At 36.5% G+C, this 20,283-nt stretch carries 18 protein-coding genes and 1 riboswitch; of the genes, 14 read left to right on the forward strand and 4 right to left on the reverse strand.

Translation table 11 applies throughout. The features are described 5' to 3' along the window. Positions 1 to 297: 297 nt before the first annotated feature. The 7 genes from BLR62_RS03440 to BLR62_RS03470 all read left to right on the forward strand — a co-directional run bounded on the left by BLR62_RS03440 (position 298) and on the right by BLR62_RS03470 (position 6,318). The gene (locus BLR62_RS03440) at positions 298 to 837 is read left to right on the forward strand and encodes a hypothetical protein (protein ID WP_218119749.1); all 540 of its coding nucleotides are present in this window, start codon (positions 298 to 300) and stop codon (positions 835 to 837) included. 154 nt (positions 838 to 991) lie between these two features. Then, positions 992 to 1,073: riboswitch (ZMP/ZTP riboswitch) on the forward strand. Between the two features lie 48 nt (positions 1,074 to 1,121). Next, complete coding sequence (locus BLR62_RS03445) at positions 1,122 to 2,321, forward strand: 3-phosphoglycerate dehydrogenase family protein (RefSeq protein ID WP_090793212.1); 1,200 nt, start codon at positions 1,122 to 1,124, stop codon at positions 2,319 to 2,321. Between the two features lie 529 nt (positions 2,322 to 2,850). Next, a complete protein-coding gene (locus BLR62_RS03450; RefSeq protein WP_090793215.1) occupies positions 2,851 to 3,123 on the forward strand; it encodes a DUF4190 domain-containing protein in 273 nt (90 codons plus the stop codon). 207 nt (positions 3,124 to 3,330) lie between these two features. Further along, on the forward strand, positions 3,331 to 4,335 hold the full coding sequence (locus BLR62_RS03455; protein WP_090793217.1) for an LLM class flavin-dependent oxidoreductase: 1,005 nt from the start codon (positions 3,331 to 3,333) through the stop codon (positions 4,333 to 4,335). 105 nt (positions 4,336 to 4,440) lie between these two features. Then, positions 4,441 to 5,121 (forward strand): SDR family oxidoreductase, encoded by a 681-nt coding sequence (locus BLR62_RS03460; RefSeq protein WP_090793220.1) that lies wholly within the window; start codon positions 4,441 to 4,443, stop codon positions 5,119 to 5,121. Positions 5,122 to 5,198: 77 nt separating this feature from the next. Then, positions 5,199 to 5,756: an NADPH-dependent FMN reductase gene (locus BLR62_RS03465; RefSeq protein WP_090793222.1), complete on the forward strand. Its 558-nt coding sequence runs from the start codon at positions 5,199 to 5,201 to the stop codon at positions 5,754 to 5,756. Positions 5,757 to 5,907: 151 nt separating this feature from the next. Beyond that, positions 5,908 to 6,318 (forward strand): RDD family protein, encoded by a 411-nt coding sequence (locus tag BLR62_RS03470; protein WP_176759199.1) that lies wholly within the window; start codon positions 5,908 to 5,910, stop codon positions 6,316 to 6,318. Between the two features lie 66 nt (positions 6,319 to 6,384). Here the strand turns inward: BLR62_RS03470 and BLR62_RS03475 are convergent, their stop codons facing one another. Then, a complete protein-coding gene (locus BLR62_RS03475) occupies positions 6,385 to 7,530 on the reverse strand; it encodes a YecA family protein (RefSeq protein ID WP_090793227.1) in 1,146 nt (381 codons plus the stop codon). Positions 7,531 to 7,702: 172 nt separating this feature from the next. On the opposite strand from BLR62_RS03475, the gene glsA reads away from it, so the two are divergent. Further along, complete coding sequence (glsA, locus tag BLR62_RS03480) at positions 7,703 to 8,632, forward strand: glutaminase A (RefSeq protein WP_090793228.1); 930 nt, start codon at positions 7,703 to 7,705, stop codon at positions 8,630 to 8,632. Positions 8,633 to 8,677: 45 nt separating this feature from the next. Here the strand turns inward: glsA and BLR62_RS03485 are convergent, their stop codons facing one another. Then, positions 8,678 to 9,265, reverse strand: a complete 588-nt coding sequence (locus BLR62_RS03485; RefSeq protein ID WP_090793231.1) for a class I SAM-dependent methyltransferase — start codon at positions 9,263 to 9,265, stop codon at positions 8,678 to 8,680. A gap of 150 nt (positions 9,266 to 9,415) precedes the next feature. Here BLR62_RS03485 and BLR62_RS03490 point away from each other — a divergent pair, with 150 nt between their 5' ends. Further along, on the forward strand, positions 9,416 to 12,103 hold the full coding sequence (locus BLR62_RS03490; RefSeq protein WP_090793233.1) for an adenosylcobalamin-dependent ribonucleoside-diphosphate reductase: 2,688 nt from the start codon (positions 9,416 to 9,418) through the stop codon (positions 12,101 to 12,103). A gap of 89 nt (positions 12,104 to 12,192) precedes the next feature. On the opposite strand, the gene BLR62_RS03495 is transcribed toward BLR62_RS03490, so the two are convergent. Next, entirely contained in the window at positions 12,193 to 13,245 is a 1,053-nt protein-coding gene (locus tag BLR62_RS03495) for an NAD(P)/FAD-dependent oxidoreductase (RefSeq protein WP_090793235.1), read from the reverse strand. A 149-nt stretch (positions 13,246 to 13,394) separates the two neighbouring features. On the opposite strand from BLR62_RS03495, the gene BLR62_RS03500 reads away from it, so the two are divergent. The 4 genes from BLR62_RS03500 to BLR62_RS03515 all read left to right on the forward strand — a co-directional run bounded on the left by BLR62_RS03500 (position 13,395) and on the right by BLR62_RS03515 (position 18,322). Beyond that, the gene (locus BLR62_RS03500) at positions 13,395 to 14,177 is read left to right on the forward strand and encodes a hypothetical protein (RefSeq protein WP_143008345.1); all 783 of its coding nucleotides are present in this window, start codon (positions 13,395 to 13,397) and stop codon (positions 14,175 to 14,177) included. Positions 14,178 to 14,268: 91 nt separating this feature from the next. Further along, entirely contained in the window at positions 14,269 to 15,375 is a 1,107-nt protein-coding gene (locus tag BLR62_RS03505; protein WP_143008346.1) for a GGDEF domain-containing protein, read from the forward strand. A 43-nt stretch (positions 15,376 to 15,418) separates the two neighbouring features. Continuing rightward, positions 15,419 to 16,804, forward strand: coding sequence for a 23S rRNA (uracil(1939)-C(5))-methyltransferase RlmD (gene rlmD, locus BLR62_RS03510; protein ID WP_090793243.1), 1,386 nt, complete (start codon positions 15,419 to 15,421; stop codon positions 16,802 to 16,804). Positions 16,805 to 17,002: 198 nt separating this feature from the next. Then, a complete protein-coding gene (locus tag BLR62_RS03515; RefSeq protein ID WP_218119750.1) occupies positions 17,003 to 18,322 on the forward strand; it encodes an APC family permease in 1,320 nt (439 codons plus the stop codon). A gap of 45 nt (positions 18,323 to 18,367) precedes the next feature. Here BLR62_RS03515 and BLR62_RS03520 read toward each other — a convergent pair whose 3' ends face one another. Next, positions 18,368 to 19,189, reverse strand: a complete 822-nt coding sequence (locus BLR62_RS03520; protein ID WP_090793248.1) for a squalene/phytoene synthase family protein — start codon at positions 19,187 to 19,189, stop codon at positions 18,368 to 18,370. A 281-nt stretch (positions 19,190 to 19,470) separates the two neighbouring features. On the opposite strand from BLR62_RS03520, the gene BLR62_RS03525 reads away from it, so the two are divergent. Then, entirely contained in the window at positions 19,471 to 20,259 is a 789-nt protein-coding gene (locus BLR62_RS03525; protein WP_090793251.1) for a SurA N-terminal domain-containing protein, read from the forward strand. Positions 20,260 to 20,283: the final 24 nt, after the last annotated feature.

Genomic DNA, 20,283 nt, shown 5'->3' on the forward strand with positions numbered 1-20,283 from the left:
ACTATAGCCTTATTTAAGTAAAATAATCACCTAACTTACATAAAAATATTGTTAATTAATGAACAAAATTTCACCCGTATAGAGAGAGTTAAATTCAAATTTATGCTAATTATTTTACATAAATTGAATAAACAATATAGTATAAATCACTCCAATCATTATTACAAAGGGATATTAAAAAAATATTACAAAAAAATTTCACTATGTCACAATTTGTTCATAGACTTTAGAGAGTTTTATGTTAATATAGTATGTGAAGCAAGTCACAATAGATAGATTAATAGGAGGAGAAAGATTATGAAAAAATGGATGACTTTATTAATGACAGTGTTAGTGATTGGTTTACTAGCGGCATGTGGAGCTGACGGTGTGGAAGAGGACACTGCAGACGACAATGGTGATGATGCAGATGCAACAACTGCAGCAACACAAGTGAATGTTGAAAGTGAAGATGAATTACTTGAAGGTATTTCTGATGATGGCGCATGGATCGTTATTTTCCATGAAGACATTGAAACTGATGAAGAACTAGTACTTACTGGTGGTTTCACAAATAACAATGATGAGCCAGATCGTAAATTAGCGCTTTATGCACAAGATGAAGACCGTAACATTACTGATCAATTCACATTAACTGCACCAAGCATTACTATTGAGAACGAAGCTACTCGTATCCAAGGTGGTACTTTTGCTGGTGATGTATATGTAGAAGCTGAAGGATTCCGTCTACCAGCTGATTCAACAATCGATGGTGACTTAATCTTCGCATCTGAAGAATACCAAGATTCAGCTGATATTGAAGAAGGAACTGTAACAGGTTCTGTAGAAGTTCAATAAAACTAAAAAAGACACTCATTTTATATGGGTGTCTTTTTATATGCAAGGTAAACCTAAAATACGAACGTTATTATATTTTATTTGATAATCATTAAGATTTACTGTTGATCTTTTTAAAATAGTTTGCTACAGTAACGTTAATGATTTGATTATTTCATGAATACGTAACTGGCGTACACGGGGATTACCGTGAGGGAGCGTATTCTCATACATAGCCGTTCGCCTGGGCAAGGAGGTAAGGATTTTTCCTTACCTCCTTTATATACTTTAGGAGGACTTTAGTTATGGAAATGACAGTAGTAGAAAAGCAGAAAACAATTCAAGTTTTAAACCCCATATCCCAAAAAGGATTAGACTATTTAGGTGAGGATTATCAAGTGAGTGAGGATGCTCAGGGTGCGGAAGGTATTTTGGTCAGAAGCTATAATATGCATCAGTTCCCTTTACCTGAAAACCTTAAGGCGATCGCAAGAGCAGGAGCAGGTGTGAACAATATTCCAATTGAAGAGTGTACAAGTAAAGGCATTCCAGTCTTTAATACACCTGGTGCGAATGCGAATGCTGTGAAAGAATTGGTTCTGACAACTTTAATTGCATCTTCACGTCAATTGTTTGATGGAATCGAATGGGCTAAAACGTTGTCTCCCAATAATGGACCGATTCCCAAGCAAGTAGAGTCAGGTAAAAAGCAATTCGTTGGAAAAGAAATCCGAGGTAAAACGCTCGGTGTGATCGGTTTAGGTGCTATTGGTGCCAAGGTGGCAAATGATGCACTTGAATTAGGTATGAACGTCGTAGGTTTTGATCCATTTGTTTCCGTTGATATGGCATGGGAACTGTCAAGATCGGTTAGACGTGTATATGATATTGAAACCCTTTATCAAGATGCTGATTATATCACGCTTCACGTTCCGCTGAATGATAAAACACGAACAATGCTAAATAAAGATGCGTTTCAGTTCATGAAATCAGATGTCCATATTTTGAATTTTTCACGTGGCGAACTGGTGCATAATTCGGATTTAAAAGAAGCTTTAGAAATGGAAAATATCGGGAAATATATAACTGATTTTCCTAATGAAGATGTTTTAACAATGAAAAATGCGATTCCGATCCCGCATTTAGGTGCTTCATCACAAGAATCTGAGGAAAACTGTGCGATTATGGCGACCCAACAACTAAAGGATTATATTGAAACAGGAAGCGTTAAAAATTCAGTGAATTTCCCAGATGTTACATTATCACCATTCAGACATATGAGGATAACAGCATTCCATAACAACGTACCGAATATGTTAAGTCAATTAACACAAATCGTATCGAAGTTTGGGATTAATATTTCTGAAATGATGAACCGAAACAAAGAAAATGTTGCCTATTCAGTTATTGACTTTGAATCATCAGTCGATTCATCCATCCAAGAACAAATTGAGTCTGAAATGATGAAAGTGAATGGGATGATCAGCGTTCGAATCTTGGGATAATTGAATAAATAAATTAGACGTGTTAACATTCTTTAAAAGAAATTAGTACATTCTTATTTATAAAACTTTACTTGTCTTTTCTATTATTAAAAATGAGTCTGAGACAAAACAAAAATGAATATCTTGAAACACGAACAATTCGATCAAAAGGGCATCGCAATCTGAAATGGACTCGCTTTCTGCGGGCACGGCCTCAGCTAACTTTAGAAGCAAAACTCGCTTCTAAAGTGGATCTTCGGCTCGTGCTCTTCCCGCAAGAGTCTCGTCCATTCCAGATTGCTTTAAAATATGTAAACAAATAGACGGACAAAAAATAGTAAAAATACTATTTTCGTCCGACTATTACATTAACTTATTTACTTTTTTCTCAGACTTAAGACATCTTTTTATTGTATAAATTTCCGTACTCAATTTAAATTAACTTTCGACATAAGATCCTGTATATATATAATTGTGTAAGCTTTTCCAACCGAGCGAAAGGATTTAAAAAGTAATAGGATCTTTATTATAAATGATAGGAGGATTTTTAATGAGTGAGAAAACTAAAACGAATAGTAGTTCCGTAGTTTCTTTGACTATGGGTATTTTATCAATACTTATACCGTTTTTAGGTTTGCTTCTTGGTGTTTTCGGAGTTTTTGCGTCAAGAAAAGCTACAAAAGAAATAGAGGCTACCAGAGAAGATGGTAGAGGTTTAGCAATTTCAGGTTTAATTTGTAGCTCAGTTGGAATCGTCATGCAACTTTTCGTCGTGTTAGGGTATATAGCTTTTTTCTCATTGACGACTGTAAATGTGGGATGAATAAAATTTTTTCAATGTGAGCGTTACTTGTAAACAGCAATAAAATCAAACGAAACTTCCATTTTATTTTGTGGGAGTTTCTTTTTTTTCTACAAATATCCAAATTGCACTTTAACAGAGCTATTTCATAACAGATAGAGCGGTTCTTTTGAGTTCTGTGAGTAGCACGTGATACCATATATTCACATAAGAAATGGAGTGATATATGTGACGAAATTAAATATACCGGTGTCTGTCTTAAATTTAGCGCCAGTTCGACAAGGACAAACCAATCAAGATGCTATTCAATCAATGGTCGATTTAGCTAAAGCCACAGAACAATTAGGCTACAAACGTTATTGGATCGCTGAGCATCATAATGCACCAACGTTAATGAGTTCTGCAACATCTGTTTTGATCAAGCATGTATTAGATAAAACAGATTCAATTCGTGTAGGTGCTGGAGGTATTATGTTACCGAATCATGTGCCTTTAGTTGTTGCTGAGCAATTTGGCACAATGGAAACCATCCACCCTGATCGCGTTGATCTTGGCTTAGGGAGAGCGCCAGGTACAGATATGATGACAGCACGTGCGTTAAGACGGGCGTATCATCAAGACCCGACGTATCAATTTTCAGATGATGTCAATGAGTTATTAATGTATTTTGATGACCCTTCAAACCAAGGGCAAGTGATGGCGCACCCTGGTGCTGGTACATATGTTCCGGCCTATATTTTAGGATCATCAACTGATTCAGCAAAACTCGCTGCTAAATTAGGTTTACCTTATGCTTTTGCGGCACATTTTGCGCCTGATCATTTGAAAGAAGCCATACGCATTTATCGTGAACAGTTTAGACCGTCAAATTATTTAAGCGAACCTTATATGATCGTTTGTGTTAATGTGATTGCATCAGATACTGATGAAGATGCGAGAAGAGAGTTAACGACAACACAACAATTCTTTTTAAACATTATACGTAATACTAAAAAGCCATTAAGTCCTCCAGTTGATAATATGGACGATATATGGACACCGTTTGAAAAACATACGGCATCATCTATGACAAGCTATACATTCATTGGCTCACCTGAGACGATTAAACAACAATGGATTGATTTTCAAAATGAACTTAATGTAGATGAAGTCATGGCCGTTTCTTATATTTATGATCAAGCTAAACAAGAAAAATCGTATCAGCTATTTAAAGACGTTATTGAATCTTGTTAATCATAGCCCTCTTGCATTCTTGTAAGAGGGCTATTTTTGAAGGATCCGATCTCTTTATGTCGAATAAATAAAGTGAAAGGAAAACAAGATTTGAGGAGGCAGCTTATGAATGTTTTTATTACGGGAGCAAATCGTGGGTTAGGAAGAGCGCTTGTTCAATATGCATTAAACAATCATCACCATGTTTTTGCAACTTACAGGAACGACCCAGGTGATTTAAAGAATGATACAGATGAACGTTTATCGCTATTTCAAGTTGATGTAACAAATGATCACGACCTAGAAAATGTTGTAGACGAATTAAAAAGAAGTGACACTGAGATCGATGTATTAATTAACAATGCAGGTCTTCTCATTGGACGAGAAGCATCTATTGATTTCGTCTCAAAAGAAGATTTGATGAAATCCTTTGAAGTCAATGCTGTTGGACCTGCCTTATGTGTGAAACACCTCCTGCCTTTATTGAAATCAGGTGAGATGAAAAAAATCATTAACATCAGTTCTGACTCGGCTCGATTGATGAACCCCTATGCAGGTGATTATCCATATGGAATGGCTAAAGTTGCACTTAATATGTTAACGAAAAAACTGAACGCAGAGTTAAATAAAGATCAACTCCAATGTATTTCGGTACATCCTGGTTGGATGCATACCGATATGGGTGGTGAACACGCTCCTGAGGATCCAAATACGATTGCTCAATCGATTTTCGAAAAAATCATTTTAAGAAATGAGCGATTACCAAGTGATGTAGTCGACTTTAATGGGGAAGCGATGAATTTATAAGGTGTTATATTTGCATAAATCTCGAAATCAAGATAATATAGTAAATGTAAGATGAAAAGTAAAAGGGAGGACTTGGAATGTTAAATATTGGCGTAATTTTAGGAAGTGTACGAGAAGGACGTAATGGGGAAGCTGTTGCAAAATGGATGGTAGACTTTGCACAGAAACGAAATGATGCAAATTATGAGTTAGTTGATTTAGCTGATTATCCATTGCCGCTACTTGGTGCACCTATAGAAAAAGATCAAGAAGAAAAAGTAGGCGAAACAATCCAAGCATGGAAAGATAAGATTGCATCATTTGATGGCTTTATTATCGTCGCACCTGAATATAACCATGCAGTTGGTGGCGCTTTGAAAAATGCACTTGATTACTTAAATCCTGAACTAAATGATAAAGCAGCTGGTTTTGTCGGTTACGGAAGTTTAGGTGGTGTACGTGCGCATGAGAACCTAAGACTTATTTTAGGTGAACTACAAGTGGCGGATGTTCGAACTGCAGTTACATTCTCACTAATGACAGACTTTGAGAACTTCTCTGTATTTAAGCCTGCGGATTACCATGAAAATAATGCTAACGATATGTTAGACCAATTATTAAAATGGAGCGGTGCACTAAAAGCAATAAGAGCATAAATTCAATAAATAGACAATGAACAGATCCTACATGCTTAGCGGGTCTGTTCATTTTTGTTATGATCAAGGGTTACTAAACTAGACAAGTTTTGATATGGTTAAAATACCATTTCTACCATATAAAGGATATATAATTAAAGGAGTGTTGTTAGTGAATCATTATGCTAGCTTTTCTAAAAGATTTTTAGCGAGATTTTTAGATTTTAACATTTTAGCCATTTCATTAGGTTTATTGTATTTTGTTTTTACCGGTAATACACTATTCGAATGGCGTTCGACTATGACTTTGGATGCAATCTATGTTGTTTATTCAGTGGTTATACCTGTACTTTGGTCTGGTTATGTCATCGGAAAGCGTATGTACCGTGTTAAGTTAAAGACAAAACATAATGAAGATGTTAAATTAACTCATACGTTCTTAAGAGAAGTGATCGGCCTACAACTCATTGGTGCTGTGACCCTTGGGATCTCTTGGATTGTCAGTATGTTCATGATTATATTTAGACAAGATAAAAGAGCGATCCATGACTTAATTGGCGGAACTTATGTCACTGAAAGTTAATCTTCATTCGTATAGTTACATATAAAAATCAGAATGCCTCAAATATGGACATTCTGATTTTTAAATTTATGCGGATGCGCAGCATTTTTTAAATTTTTTACCACTTCCACAAGGGCAAGGGTCATTTCGTTTAACCTTTATTTGTTTGGTGTTATTTGGGATTTGTTCATCTAAACGTTTATGACCTTTTAAACTCCAAATATGCATGCTATTTTGGGCATCTATCAGTAATTGATAGAGTTTTTGCGCATCCTTTTCCGAACTGTAAGCGATGTAGTGACTCAAGTATTGAAAGGCGGTATCAGGTGTTGTAAAACTATTTAAACAAATGATAACGCCATCCATGACCATATTTAATGTTGAATCATTTAACTGATGATGCCGTGTCATATGCTTAACAAGTGCCATGAGCTCATCTGTCATTGGCATAAAGTCTTCTGTTCCCGCTTCAATTAGATCGGCATCACTAAAATGATGATAAGTGTCATACGCAGATTGATGTTGAACGTTAAGTAATTGGTCAGCATCAACAACGCGAGAGTCGATTATGAGTGTATGATGCTTATTCATTAAGTCATAGTAATCCATTGCATGATCTAAGATTTGTTTTACTAGAGTTGTATTCCCTTTAGCAATCGGACCGATTAACTGAATTAATGTCGACTCTTCAATGCAACCGTAATAAAAGGTTAAGCCATGAGCGGTGCGAATAATCGCATCATTTCGATCTGCTATTTCTTGCATTTCTTTTGTTACAGTGTTTGATAAGTGGTCGAGTACGCATTTTGGCATGACGAGATATGCTTCGTCATCCTGCATTCTCATATAGGCAATGCCAAACGTCTGTAGTGCTTTTATTTTTTCTACTTTTAAATCCGTCTCTTTTAAATAGCCATTTGATTGAATAAATGATTGCAAGATCGTTAAGCGTTCATTGTCGATTGTGTTAAGAAAATGTTCAACGATGTCTTTTGAATGGTCCAGAATCGTTTGTATTAATGCATCTTTGTTTAATTGAGATGCATGTTTGATATTAACTCGGCGTCTTATTGAATCAAGTTCAGTTTTCGTTAGTTGATTAAGTAACGCATAATCCGAGGTCTCTTCTCGTATTGGTTTACATAATTTATTTAATGATTCGTTTCTCATCGTTTGTAATGATTGTTGTTTATCGATTAATTGATCGACAAAGGCTTTCTTTTGCGTATGCATGTAATCCCTCTCTTTACTTGAATGAATCGATATGTATAACTCATTGACTATACAAAAAAGAGATAAAACTTGTCAAGGTTGCGAGAAGTAGACACACGCTATATGAAATCACGATTTATAGTGTAATATTTTCTGAAATAGGGAAGAGTGAGACATGAGGAGGGATCGGCTTATGAGTTGTCAATCTCACGAAGAATTAGAACAATTTGTTGAACAAGCACGACCTAAGGCGAATCAAGGGCGTATAGCAGATTACATTCCAGCGTTAGGAAAAGCGAATCCAACTGATCTATCGATTGCTATTGAATATCCAAATGGACGGTGTATATCAGCAGGTGATGTAGAAAGACGTTTTACATTACAAAGTATATCGAAGGTGATCACACTTGCTTTAGCTTTAATGGATAATGGACGTGAAGTAGTATTTGATCATGTTGGAATGGAACCAACAGGTGATCCGTTTAATTCCATTGCTAAGTTAGAAACAAATAAGCCGGCCAAGCCTTTAAATCCAATGATTAATGCCGGTGCGCTTGTCGTGACGCATTTAATCAAAGGGGATTCAGTTGATGAAAGGTTAAATCGCATATTATCTTTTATCCGCGAACTCGCAAATGATGAATCGATTGATTATAGTAAAGAAATTGCACAGTCCGAGTATGACACAGCTGATTTAAATCGATCGTTAAGCTATTTTTTAAAAGAGCATCACCATATAACTGAAGATGTCGATCAATTAATTGATTTGTATACAAAACAATGTGCTATTGAGATGAACTGTTTGAATTTAGCTCGGATTGGTATGATCTTTGCAGAAGATGGTAAGGATCCACATACTCAAACGCAAATCATGCCTGAGTCGATTGCACGGTTGTGCAAAACATTTATGGTCACGTGTGGCATGTATAACGCCTCAGGGGAGTTTGCCATAAAGATCGGTATACCAGCTAAAAGTGGTGTTTCAGGTGGGATTATGGGATCCGTTCCGCATCGATTTGGCATTGGGATATTTGGCCCTGCACTTGATGATGTTGGAAATAGTATTGCAGGACTTGAATTATTAGAATTGCTATCCAGTAATTATAAGTTGAGTATGTTTTAGCTGCTACAAAGAACGCTTGAGAGATCCATATCTCGGGCGTTCATTTTATTTTTGGTTAATAACTTCAAGCACACGGAATATCTGTTGGTAATGTGTATGCTTTTTTACAACATAAAAGTTAGCTTCTTCAATTAAAATATCTGTCTCTCGGTTCAAATGGCAGCCATCGGCCATATGTTTCCACACTGGGGTCAAGACATCTTGCACCTTACTAATGATAGGATTTTCAACTTTAACATGTTCAAATATTAAGCACTTGCCATTAGGTTTGACGACACGTTTTAATTCCTGAATGGCTAGTTCGGGGTCACTAACACTACATAAGACAAGTGTAGATACAGCGGAATCAAATGTATTGTCTTCAAAAGGCAAGGATTCAGCTTGTGCATCGTGTAATTTAATTTTAGTTGTTGCTTTCTTTTTCGCTTTTTTTCGCATTGAGAAATCCGGTTCGATTGCGTCAACTTTGGTGACTTCAGATGAGTAAAATGAAAAGTTAATACCTGTTCCTGCTCCGATCTCTAATACGTGGCCGTGAGCTTGTTTAAGAAGTGAAGCTCTGATTTTTTTAAATTTATGCTGTTCAAGTGGATACATGATTGCATCATAAAATGTCGCCATAATCTTTCCCATACTAATCCCCCTAAGTCAAGTTTTCCTACATTTTAATTGTTTTAATAAAAATCCTCAACTAAGAAGATATTACCTTATAAATTGTATATAAATATGCTAGACTAAAAAGAATAGTATTATAGATTTTGAAATGAAAAAGGAGGCTTTTTGATGTCTGATTTAATAAAAGAAATATACGGTGATTTGGACAAAACACCGTTTCAAGTCTTGCTTCAATTAGATCGCTATACGGTAAAGGAAATGGACATTCAAACACTTAAAGTAGGGGATGTCGTGGTAGCTGTCTATGATGACTCTATGCCAGAATCACCACAGAAAGATTTTGGTCGAGTAACAGAGATTGAAGGAGATTACATTACCTTTTACGGTGAAGTGACACAAAAAGAACATACGACAACATCTAAACATGTGTCGATTCCCTTAGATTATAAATGGGATGATTCTGTTGACCGTTATGTGCAAGGTGCCATGTCAATTGAGCGTACATACTCACATGATGATGTCGATCGCTATCAGGATCGCCTTTTCCAATCACTTAAAGAAGAGAAAATTGTACCTGGTGGACGTGTTCAGGCCTCAATGGGTATATATGAGAAATTCGGAAAGCAATATGACTTGACCGCTTATAACTGTTATGTTTTGCCAAATCCAAAAGATTCACGTAAAGGCATTATTAATGGTTCACTATCCGAAATGACAGAAATTATGTCTAGAGGTGGTGGTGTTGGACTTGCGTTATCAACTTTAAGACCTAAAAACGCACGTGTATATGGTGTGAATGGTGTATCTTCTGGTTCCATTAGTTGGGGTGGCTTGCTCAGTTATGCTACAGGTTTAATTGAACAAGGAGGGAGTCGAAAAGGAGCTTTAATGCTTCAACTTCACATATCTCACCCTGACGTATTCGATTTTATTACGGTCAAAAAAGAAAGTGGTAAGATCACAAATGCGAACCTTTCTGTTCAAGTGACTAAAGAGTTCATGGAAGCGGTAGAACAAGACCGAGATTGGCATTTGATTTTCCCAGACACACGTCACCATGAATATGACAAAAATTGGGCTGAAAAGTACTTAGACATTCATGATTGGTTGGAAGCTGGCTTGCCAGTGGAGATTCATAAAACGGTTAAAGCACGTGAATTATATGATTTGATTATTGAATCTGCGCACTCATCAGCAGAACCAGGTGTGATGGTTTACGATAATATGAACGATGGCTATATGACACCAACACAACAATTAGTCCCATCAAATGGTGGTCGTGTTTATGTCCTTGATGAAGCGGCTCGAGCGAAAACTGAAGACGTAACACCGTGGAATAATACGTATTATTACCAAAAAAATGTTTCAAGTAATCCTTGTGGTGAACAACCGCTTTGTGGAAATGGGATCTGTAATTTAATTCATTTAAATTTAGCGGAATTTTATAATACCGATACTGAAGATGTCGATTGGGATGATTTAGCCCAGAGTATTGCGGACGCCATTCGATACGCAGATGATGTTATTGACTATACCGTTTATTTCAGAGAAGAGAATGAGAAAGTTCAAAAAGAACAACGTCGAATCGGTATGGGAACACTCGGTTTACATGATTTATTAATTGATCTTAAATTACGTTATGGTTCAAGCGAATCAATTGATTTTATTGATAAATTGTACGGATTTATTAAAAATCATGCGTATAAAGCAAGTGCAGAACTAGCTAAAGTAAGAGGGAAGTTCCCAACTTATGATGAGCGTATTTTAAATGCGCGCGTGCCGAAAAGCCTTGATGCAGATGTGATTGAATTAATTAAGCAACACGGACTTAGAAATTCACACTTACTTACACAAGCGCCAACAGGTACCACAGGGACCAAAACAGGTAGTCAAGGTTATTCAAGAAGTACAGGTGTAGAACCGTTCTTCTCTATCGCATGGGAACGTGAATCGCGATTAGGTAAAACGATTGATTATCTTGGTAAAGCGAAAGATTATTTAGAACGTACAAATGAAAGTGAATTACCAGATTACTTTGTATCGGCAATGTCAGTGGATGAAGACGGTCTGCCGAAGATCACACCTAAAGATCATGTTGATGTTCAAGCGGCGATTCAAAAACATAATGATTCAGCCATTAGTAAAACATGTAATGTGCCGAGCCATTTCACGGTTGAACAAACAAAAGAGCTTTACAGTTATGGGATTGAAAAAGGCTTAGTCGGTATTACCATTTATCGAGATGGTAGTCGCGATACGCAAGTGTTAACGAGCGTTGATGAGAAAAAAGAAGAAGACCCTCAACCAATAGAAGAAAAAGCACAACCACAAGCCATTCAATTTTATAAACGCCCAGAGCGATTGATTGGTGAAACCATTAAATCGAAAACGCCATTCGGTAAAATGTATGTAACCGTTAATCGTAATCCGAAAAATGAGTTAATAGAAGAAGTGTTCCTTAATTTAGGGAAAACAGGTGCTGATATAAGTGCAATTGCTGATGGACTCGCGATTGCATTAACGGGCTTATTGAGTCCTCGAATCGCTAACTTAACGCAAGAAGAAAAATTAAATTGGATCATTAAGAAATTTAGTGGGATTAAAGGACAAAGTACTATTGGATTTGGCAAAAATCAGGTTGAATCATTACCTGATGCACTAGCCAAAGTCCTATCTCAACTTGATCAAGACGCGCTTGATGTATTTGATGATCAACCGTCCAAAGCATCATCTGAACAAATCAGTTCAGGGTCTGTTGATATTTGTCCAAGTTGTGGTCAATCAACATTCGTCAAACAAGATGGCTGCACAACATGTCTAATTGATTTAGGCGGTTGCGGCTTTTCGAAATGTTAATAAACAGAACTTGACATATAATTAAACCCTCTAGCTTATAAAGAAGAGAAAGTCTTCTTAGGAAAGCTAGAGGGTTTTTCATGCAACAACTAGGATAGCGGTTCTTCATATTGATAATCAGATAAGTTTAGAGTCGTTTCTTGATCGTTAAGGTAACGAGAGACTTCTCGACCGATTACAGGTGCAGCCGTTAATCCTGATGATCCTAATCCATTTACCACAAATACGTTATCTTCTACCCATCCGATATAAGGTAGTGACTCATTTGTATATGGACGAAGGCCGACAGCCATATGGAGCTTTTCAATTGAATGATTAGGAAAATAACGCTTAGCTTCGTTCATTAATTGTTGCTCACTTTCTGGTGAAGGCGTTGTATCAAAAGAATCTGTATCAATATGTGTCGTCCCAATAGCAAATGTATCGAGTCCTGTTTGAATAATATAGGTTGGCCCCAATGCCATGATTAACGGATAGTCTTGATTAGATGAGTCTGAATTTAATTTAAAGTGAAGCAGCTCCGCTTTTTGGTGACTTACTTTAGGTGTATCTATTTGCTTATTATGCCAAGCACCAGCTGTATAGATCACTGTCCCAGACAGCGCTTCAATGTTCGCGCGTTCTTTTTTAACGACACCTCCTAAATTTCTTATAGCCTTCATCAATGCATCTAATAGCATGTGACCATTTACTTGAGCGCCACCCGAAACATAAACACCGGGGTAATTTTTTGTTAACTCCGGAAAAAGTGATGCAAGTTCGTCATAGGATAATTTCTGAACATCTCCCATTTCAGGCGCATCTACTTGTTTTTTTGAAATTCGATCATAAGCCAATGATTGAATATGTTCATCTTTAAAAAGTGAAACAGAGCCATTTTTTGAAAAACCAGTTGGTTGTTGTGCGGTTGATTCAAGCTCATCAATGAATAGTGGATAATATTTCGCGCCTTCTTTAACGAGGCGATACCATTTTTTATTACGTCTTTGACTTACCCACGGACAAATAATCCCGGCGGATTGTTTTGTTGCTTGTCCAGTTTGATTGTCATCATATAATGTAACATCTAAGTTATCTTTTAATAGGTGATAAGCGATTGATGCACCGGCAATGCCTCCACCAATGATTGAATACTGTGTCAAATTGATCCCTCCTGGATAAATCTTATCTTTTTTGCGCTGATTTAGAAAGTGTAAATGTTTAAAGACAATTTTATATAAAAATTCGTGCTTAACTGATCAAGAATCGTTATACTAAAGTTAACAGGACTTAGAATGAGATGGGTGATTCGATGAATGTCAAAGAGAGCTATTATAATTTAAAATCAATGTTTAATGAATCTATGACAGTTGAACTGCTAACTGAACCGCTTCAAACATGCCGATTATCAGATGATGCAGAAGAAATGCAAGTGTTACTTGAAGCAGCCCGGTTCGACCATTCAGGTGTCGTGAATGACCAAAACGAAGTGATTGGTTATATTGACAAAGAATCCTTAGGTAAAGGCTATGTAGAGTCCTATATTAAACCGTTTAAAACAACCGATTTGATTTCCAATTCAACAAGCATGATTGATTTAATCTATTTATTTCATGAACGTGATGTCATGTTTGTCTTAGAAAGAAATCAAATCACAGGTATTGTAACATCAGCTGATTTGCATAAACACCCTGTTCGATTACTCGCATTTAGTTTAATCTCGATTTTGGAGATGGCTCTATTAGATGAAATCAAGCAAGTCTATCGTACGGAAAAAGAAGCGATTGAGCAATTGCCTAGTTCACGTTCCGAAATGGTCTATGAATTATATCAAGAACGTTTAAAATCTAACAAAGATTTGAAATTACTTGATAATTTACAGTTAGCAGATAAGGGAGAATTGACGAAAAGAACGGATGAGATTTTGGAAAAATGTGAATTTCATTCTAGAAATCAGTGCGAACGATTTTTTAGTGATATAGAAAAGGTTCGAAATAATATTGCCCATGCTCAAACTTATATAGGCGAAGATCATAATGCGATCATTCGTGCTATTGTTGATGTTAACATGGTGCTTAAAAATTTGTTAGGATGAGGCTTTTTTAAAGGGTTATTTTCAGGATGAAACAGTTGGTTAATTACGTTATAATGGTGCTAATTATGTATGCATAAGGGCGGGTTGCGTCGTGACAAATCAGGATATACACCTAAATGAAAAGGTGTGGATAGAGAAAGTACTGGCAATCTATTGGATTATGGTGTTCATTGCAATTTGCGGACAAGTAATTGGTGTAGCCGTTACAGCACTCTATACACCCGAAAGGCTAGTTTCATTTATAGGTGAGAAGTTAATCATTCCTACTGTCTTACAGGCTGTTTTATTACTCTTCGCAGGCTATCTCATAAAAAAGAAAAATATATACAACGTGAGACTTTTAACTTTAATTGGTGTTTTAGCAACAGCCGTCACCGTATGGACACATGCAAGTGTTACAGGGTTACAAGTTTTATTTGTTGTGATATTGAGTGTAAATTTGGTGTACTTTAATAAGTCGTATTTACGATTTAGCCTGATTATTAGTATGATCACGCTGGGGGTGCTATATTTCGATCCGGATGTCAGATTAGCAGCGAGTGAGTATGAACGTTTTACATACTTTTTTGTGTTATATGTCGTTTACCGAGTTTTCTTGTTGGTAATAGACAGGGGTAGTGAAATTTTAACCTCATTAAAACGATCAAATGAGCAAGAGAAAATTTTGATGGTTAAAAGTGCAATGATGGAACGATTGACTAAAGTGGATCCTTTAACCGAACTTTATAATCACAAAACTTTTCAAGAGTATTTAGATTTTTTACACGAACAAGGTATATATTATGATATGCCTTTACAACTGGCGATTATTGATATCGACAACTTTAAATATATAAATGATAATTATGGACATAGCACAGGTGATCTTATTTTAAAACGAATTGCAACTATAATTGAACAAGAAGTAACAGAAAATGAAATTGTCGCGAGGTACGGTGGTGAAGAGTTTGCTATTTTGCTTACGAATAAGTCACATGAAGAATCGCAAACTCTAATTGAACACATTAGACAATCTATCGAGCAATTTTTTCACCCAGAAATAGACGGAAATGTCACGGTTAGTATCGGTTTACAACGATTACACGCAGACATGACAAAAGAAACCTTTTTCAATCGAGCGGATCAACTCCTTTATCATGCGAAGCGTACCGGTAAAAATAAAGTGAGTTTTGAAAAAAATACAAAAAATAAAAACTAAACATACAAGGATTTAGAAAGTAAGTTTACAGGAGGAATTTGGATTGACTGATCAACATGAAACCTACACAACAATTATAGAAGATTTAGACAGAAAAGGAACAGGAAGAGCAAAAGTGTGGCGCGATACAGGACAAGTGAATCCGAAAAAATTAAAATTATTCTTACCTCAAACCATTCCGGGTGAAGAAGTTAAAGTAACGGTCGAAAATCCCAATTTAAGATGGGTTAAAACATTACCAGATGAAATTTTAAAACCTGATCCACACCGAACAGAACCTCCTTGTCCGCATTTTGATCTTTGTGGTGGATGCGTTTGGCAACATTGGGATTATAAAGGTCAACTTGGGCAAAAAACAAAACAAGTGTTGAACCATTTATCAAATGAGGGGCTTGATACAAGTGTATTAGAACAAACAATTGGGATGGATGAGCCGTGGCATTACCGAAATAAAATGGAATTCACCTTTGGACAAGATGGTTCTTTAGGGATGCATGAACAAGGTAATTACCGTAATATTATCTCATTAGATACGTGTTTAATTGCTGGCAAACAAATGGTTGATGGAATGTTAGAAGTCTCAGAATGGGCTCAAACACATCAGCTATCAGGTTATAACAAAGATGAACACACAGGACTCTTACGTCATTTGATGATTCGACAGTCTTTTGAGACAGATGAAATTATGATGGGGTTATTTGCGACTGAATCGCCCACTGAAGATTTAAAAGAAGCGGCTGAAGATTTAGTAGCACGTATTCGAGAAAACCATCCAAATGTAAAAAGCTTGATTTGGTTTGTGAATACGGATTGGGCAGATCGTACACAAGCAGAAGAGACGCATTTGTTATTGGGTCGTGACTATATACATGATGTTATGTACGGTTATCACTACCGGTTATGGTACGATACCTTTTTCCAAACGAACCCGAAGCAAGCTGAAAAATTAGTTGATTTGGCAATTGAAATGGCTAAACCACAACCAAACGAGAAGATGATTGATTTATTCTGTGGTGTAGGTACGTTTTCTTTACCTTTTGCTAAGCGTGTCAATGCACTAGCAGGAATTGAAATTGTGGAAACATCGATTGAATCAGCTAAACGCAATGCAATGGATAATGAGATCTATAACACTCAATTTTTAGCTAAAGATGCAAGGCGAGGCATTGATCAAGTATTAGAAGACTTTGGTAAACCAGAGTTGCTTTTATTAGATCCACCACGTTCAGGCGCAGGTGGTAAAGTCATGCGCCGGATTGGGCGCGCTGAAGTTGATCGGGTTGTTTATGTCTCATGTAACTCTGAAACGTTCGCAACGGATGTGAGCGAATTATTGCCATTTGGCTATAAGCTTGAAAAGGTTCAACCCGTTGATTTGTTCCCACATACACATCACGTTGAAGTCGTTTCGCTCTTAACTAGAGAATAGTGAATCTCTTTCCCCTGAAAATGATTTTATCGTTTTCAGGGGTTTTGTATATTTTTTTGATTTTGAATAATAAAGTAAATATCAGTTAATTTTTTACTTTAATAAAAAAGTGATGGTCTGTCGATTGAGAATATAGTATAGTTAAGCTTGGAATTTTTAAAAAGAGAGGTATAGAATATGTCACAGAGCACGACAAAAATGAAAAAGAATTTAAAAACAATCGACTTAGTTCTTTTAGGACTAGGTGCTGTCATTGGAACAGGAATCTTTGTTATTACAGGAACAGCAGCCAATCAACATGCAGGCCCAGGTCTTGTCTTTTCGTTTATGCTAGCGGGTTTTGTTATTATACTGATCGGTTTATGTTTTGCTGAATTTGCATCACGTTTTCCATTAGTAGGAGGGCCTTATGCATATATACTTAAAGTTTGGGGCAGGCGAGCCGCGTGGTTAGCAGGCTGGTTTACCATTTGGGAATACTTATTAGCTGCATCTTCAGTTGCCTCAGGCTGGTCTGGGTATATGAATGGTTTTCTGAGTGGCTTAGGCGTTGGTTTACCGACCGCCTTACAAGCTTCATTTAATCCTGAAAATGGCACTTATATCGATATTATTGCCGTTTCGATGACCGTTTTAGTTACATGGTTAGTCTCAAAGGAAGCTAAAAAAGCATTCCGTTTTAATAATTTTATGTTCTTTTTGAAATTTATTTTAATTGCCATGTTTATCGTCATTGGTGCGTTTTATGTTGAGCCACAGAACTGGACGCCCGTCATGCCATTTGGTTTTACTGGTATTGCATCGGGTGCAGCGCTCGTGTTCTTTGCATTTCTAGGATTTGATGCGATCAGTATGACAGCAGAGGAAGTGGAAAACCCTCAAAAAAGTTTGCCAAGAGGTATCTTTTTTGCGATTGCCATTTCAACTGTTTTGTATATGTTAGTGACGATTGTTTTAACAGGTGTTGTTCCTTACACTGAATTAGGTGTAAAAGATCCTGTTGCTTTTGCATTAAGGTATGTTAATCAAGATATTTTAGCAGGAGTTTTATCTGTCGGTGCGATTTTAACACTACTGACGGTCTTAATTGCGATGCTTTATGGACTAGGGCGTTTATTATATGCGATGAGTAAAGGTGGTTTATTACCTGGTTATTTGGCCGAAATTGATGAAACGACACAGTCGCCTAAAGCAGCGACTTGGACAGCAGGATGTATAGCCGCTGTTTTTTCTGGTATTATTCCATTACAGTCATTAGCTGAGCTGACGAATCTCGTAACGTTAGTCGTGATGATGATGTTAGCTGCGGGGATTTTAACACTTAGGAAAAAATTTGACGAACCAACTGAAGGACAATTCAAAGTTCCATTTGTACCATTGATTCCGCTTTTGACAATTGCCTTATCTTTCTATTTGGTTTTACAATTATCCGTGACAACTTGGATTTTATTTGTATTCTGTTTACTCATAGGAATCATTGTCTATTATAGTTATGGAAGAAAAGTGAATCACACTTAAACAAAATCCCTTGCCAATGTTTGCTTGGCAAGGGATTTTGATATGTTATTCAGATTGATTTGTTACTTCGTCCACAACTTGGCCTACTTCTTCTCGCGTCATTTTTTCACGACCGGATTTCATGACATTTAACGTTTTATCGGCTAGCTTGTAAGGTATTTTGCAAAACGTGACAATATTACGGTTATCAACTGATTGAATATATTGATTAGCAAGAGAGAGTTGATATTCGGCATACTCGAATAAATCATCACGATTCCAATCCTCAGGTAGGAAAGAAACACCACGTTCAAGGTCTTCATCTTGATTTCTTAAAATATTGACGATTTGTAAACCACGACCAAAACCAATCGCTAAGTCCTTATCTGTTTCAGTGCCGTCATACCATTTCCAAATATCTGATAACATGACACCAACAAGTCCAGCGACATAATAAGTATAATCATCAAGATCTTCTTTCGTTTTGATTTCCCAATTTTGTCTTGCCCACTTGGCCATACCGTCTGCCATTGTTGCAGTCGATGCTTTTACGTCTTCAACAATTCCGTCAGGGCAATAGTCAATCCAATCGCCAAGCTTAACTGTCACTTCTGGAAGGTGTTGTTTATATGGTTGGATAAGTGTTAAGTACTCTTCTGTTGTAAAGGTATTACGAAGAAGATGACCTATCCCTTCAAGAAGGACAGATTTTTCATGGTTGGATAATTGTTCATGATCTTCAATTTCATCAATCGCACGCATGCAGAGGTATGCAGATGCGACAGTCTCTTTAAGTGTTTTTTTTAATAATGTGATTGGAATATAAAAGGTACGACTCGTACGTTTTAATACACGCATCGCATCTTTATGTCTAGATTGATTCTTCAATTATGCTTCCTCCCCTGAATAGTCTCATCAATAGTTTATCAGTAGGTACTAATAACAAGCAAGTTAAAACACTACATAATTCAATTGTTAATAGTAACTTTTACATATTTTTTACTCATTTGACGTATTTACAAGGTAAATGATTGTCTTATGACTGTCATGATAGTGTTTGATCGTGTCATAAAATTGTTAAACGGTTTAAATTTTAAATTCCAATCCTTTGACCATCTCGTATGATGTGATACACTAACAACCAGTTGAAATTGAAGGGAGTTTTATAAATGTTAAAAAAATGGTTATTAGGAATGTTAATTATAGTTGTAGCTGGTGTTTTAGTTGCATGTAATGGAGATGACGAAACAGAAGAAACAGAGGAAGCAGATCCAGATCAAGAAGAAGTAGAAGAAGCAATTGATGAGGAAATGCCAGATATGGAAGGGCAAGAAGATATGGAAATGCCTGAGCCAGATTTGGATGACTTACCTGAGGTCATTGCTGAAGTAAATGGACAAGAAATTTCAAAAGATGAGTTTGAAATGACTTATGTAAGTCAATTCCAACAAATCGCAATGCAATCTCAAATGACAGGTGAAGAAGTAGACCAAGATGACTTGAAGCAAGAATTAGCAGATAACATGATTGATCAAGAATTATTAGTTCAAGAAGCCGAGTCTCGTGGATTTGAGGCAGACCAAGATGAAATCGATGCGATGTTACAAGAAATTGCTGATCAAAACGAAATAGGATCTACAGATGAAGTATTAGCGGCTTTTGAAGAACAAGGAACAGATCAAGATGAAGTGTATGATCAATTGGGTATGCAACTAAAATTAGAACAATTGATTGAAGATGAGGCGCCAGTATCAGAGCCATCTGAAGATGAATTAGAAGAGCTTTATGCTGAGTTAGAAGCGCAATACGAAGACATGGAAGGTGCAGAAGAACTACCACCATTCGATGAATTACGCCCTGAATTAGTACAAGAGTTGCAGTCACAAGAAGAGTCAGAAGCGATGTTAGCTCTTATCGAGTCATTAAGAGAAGATGCAGATGTAGTTAATCACCTATAAGCGTATCTGATTACTTGAATAAAG

The organism is Pelagirhabdus alkalitolerans (genome assembly GCF_900096905.1).
In the GTDB taxonomy this organism is placed as follows: Bacteria; Bacillota; Bacilli; order Bacillales; family Amphibacillaceae; genus Pelagirhabdus; species Pelagirhabdus alkalitolerans.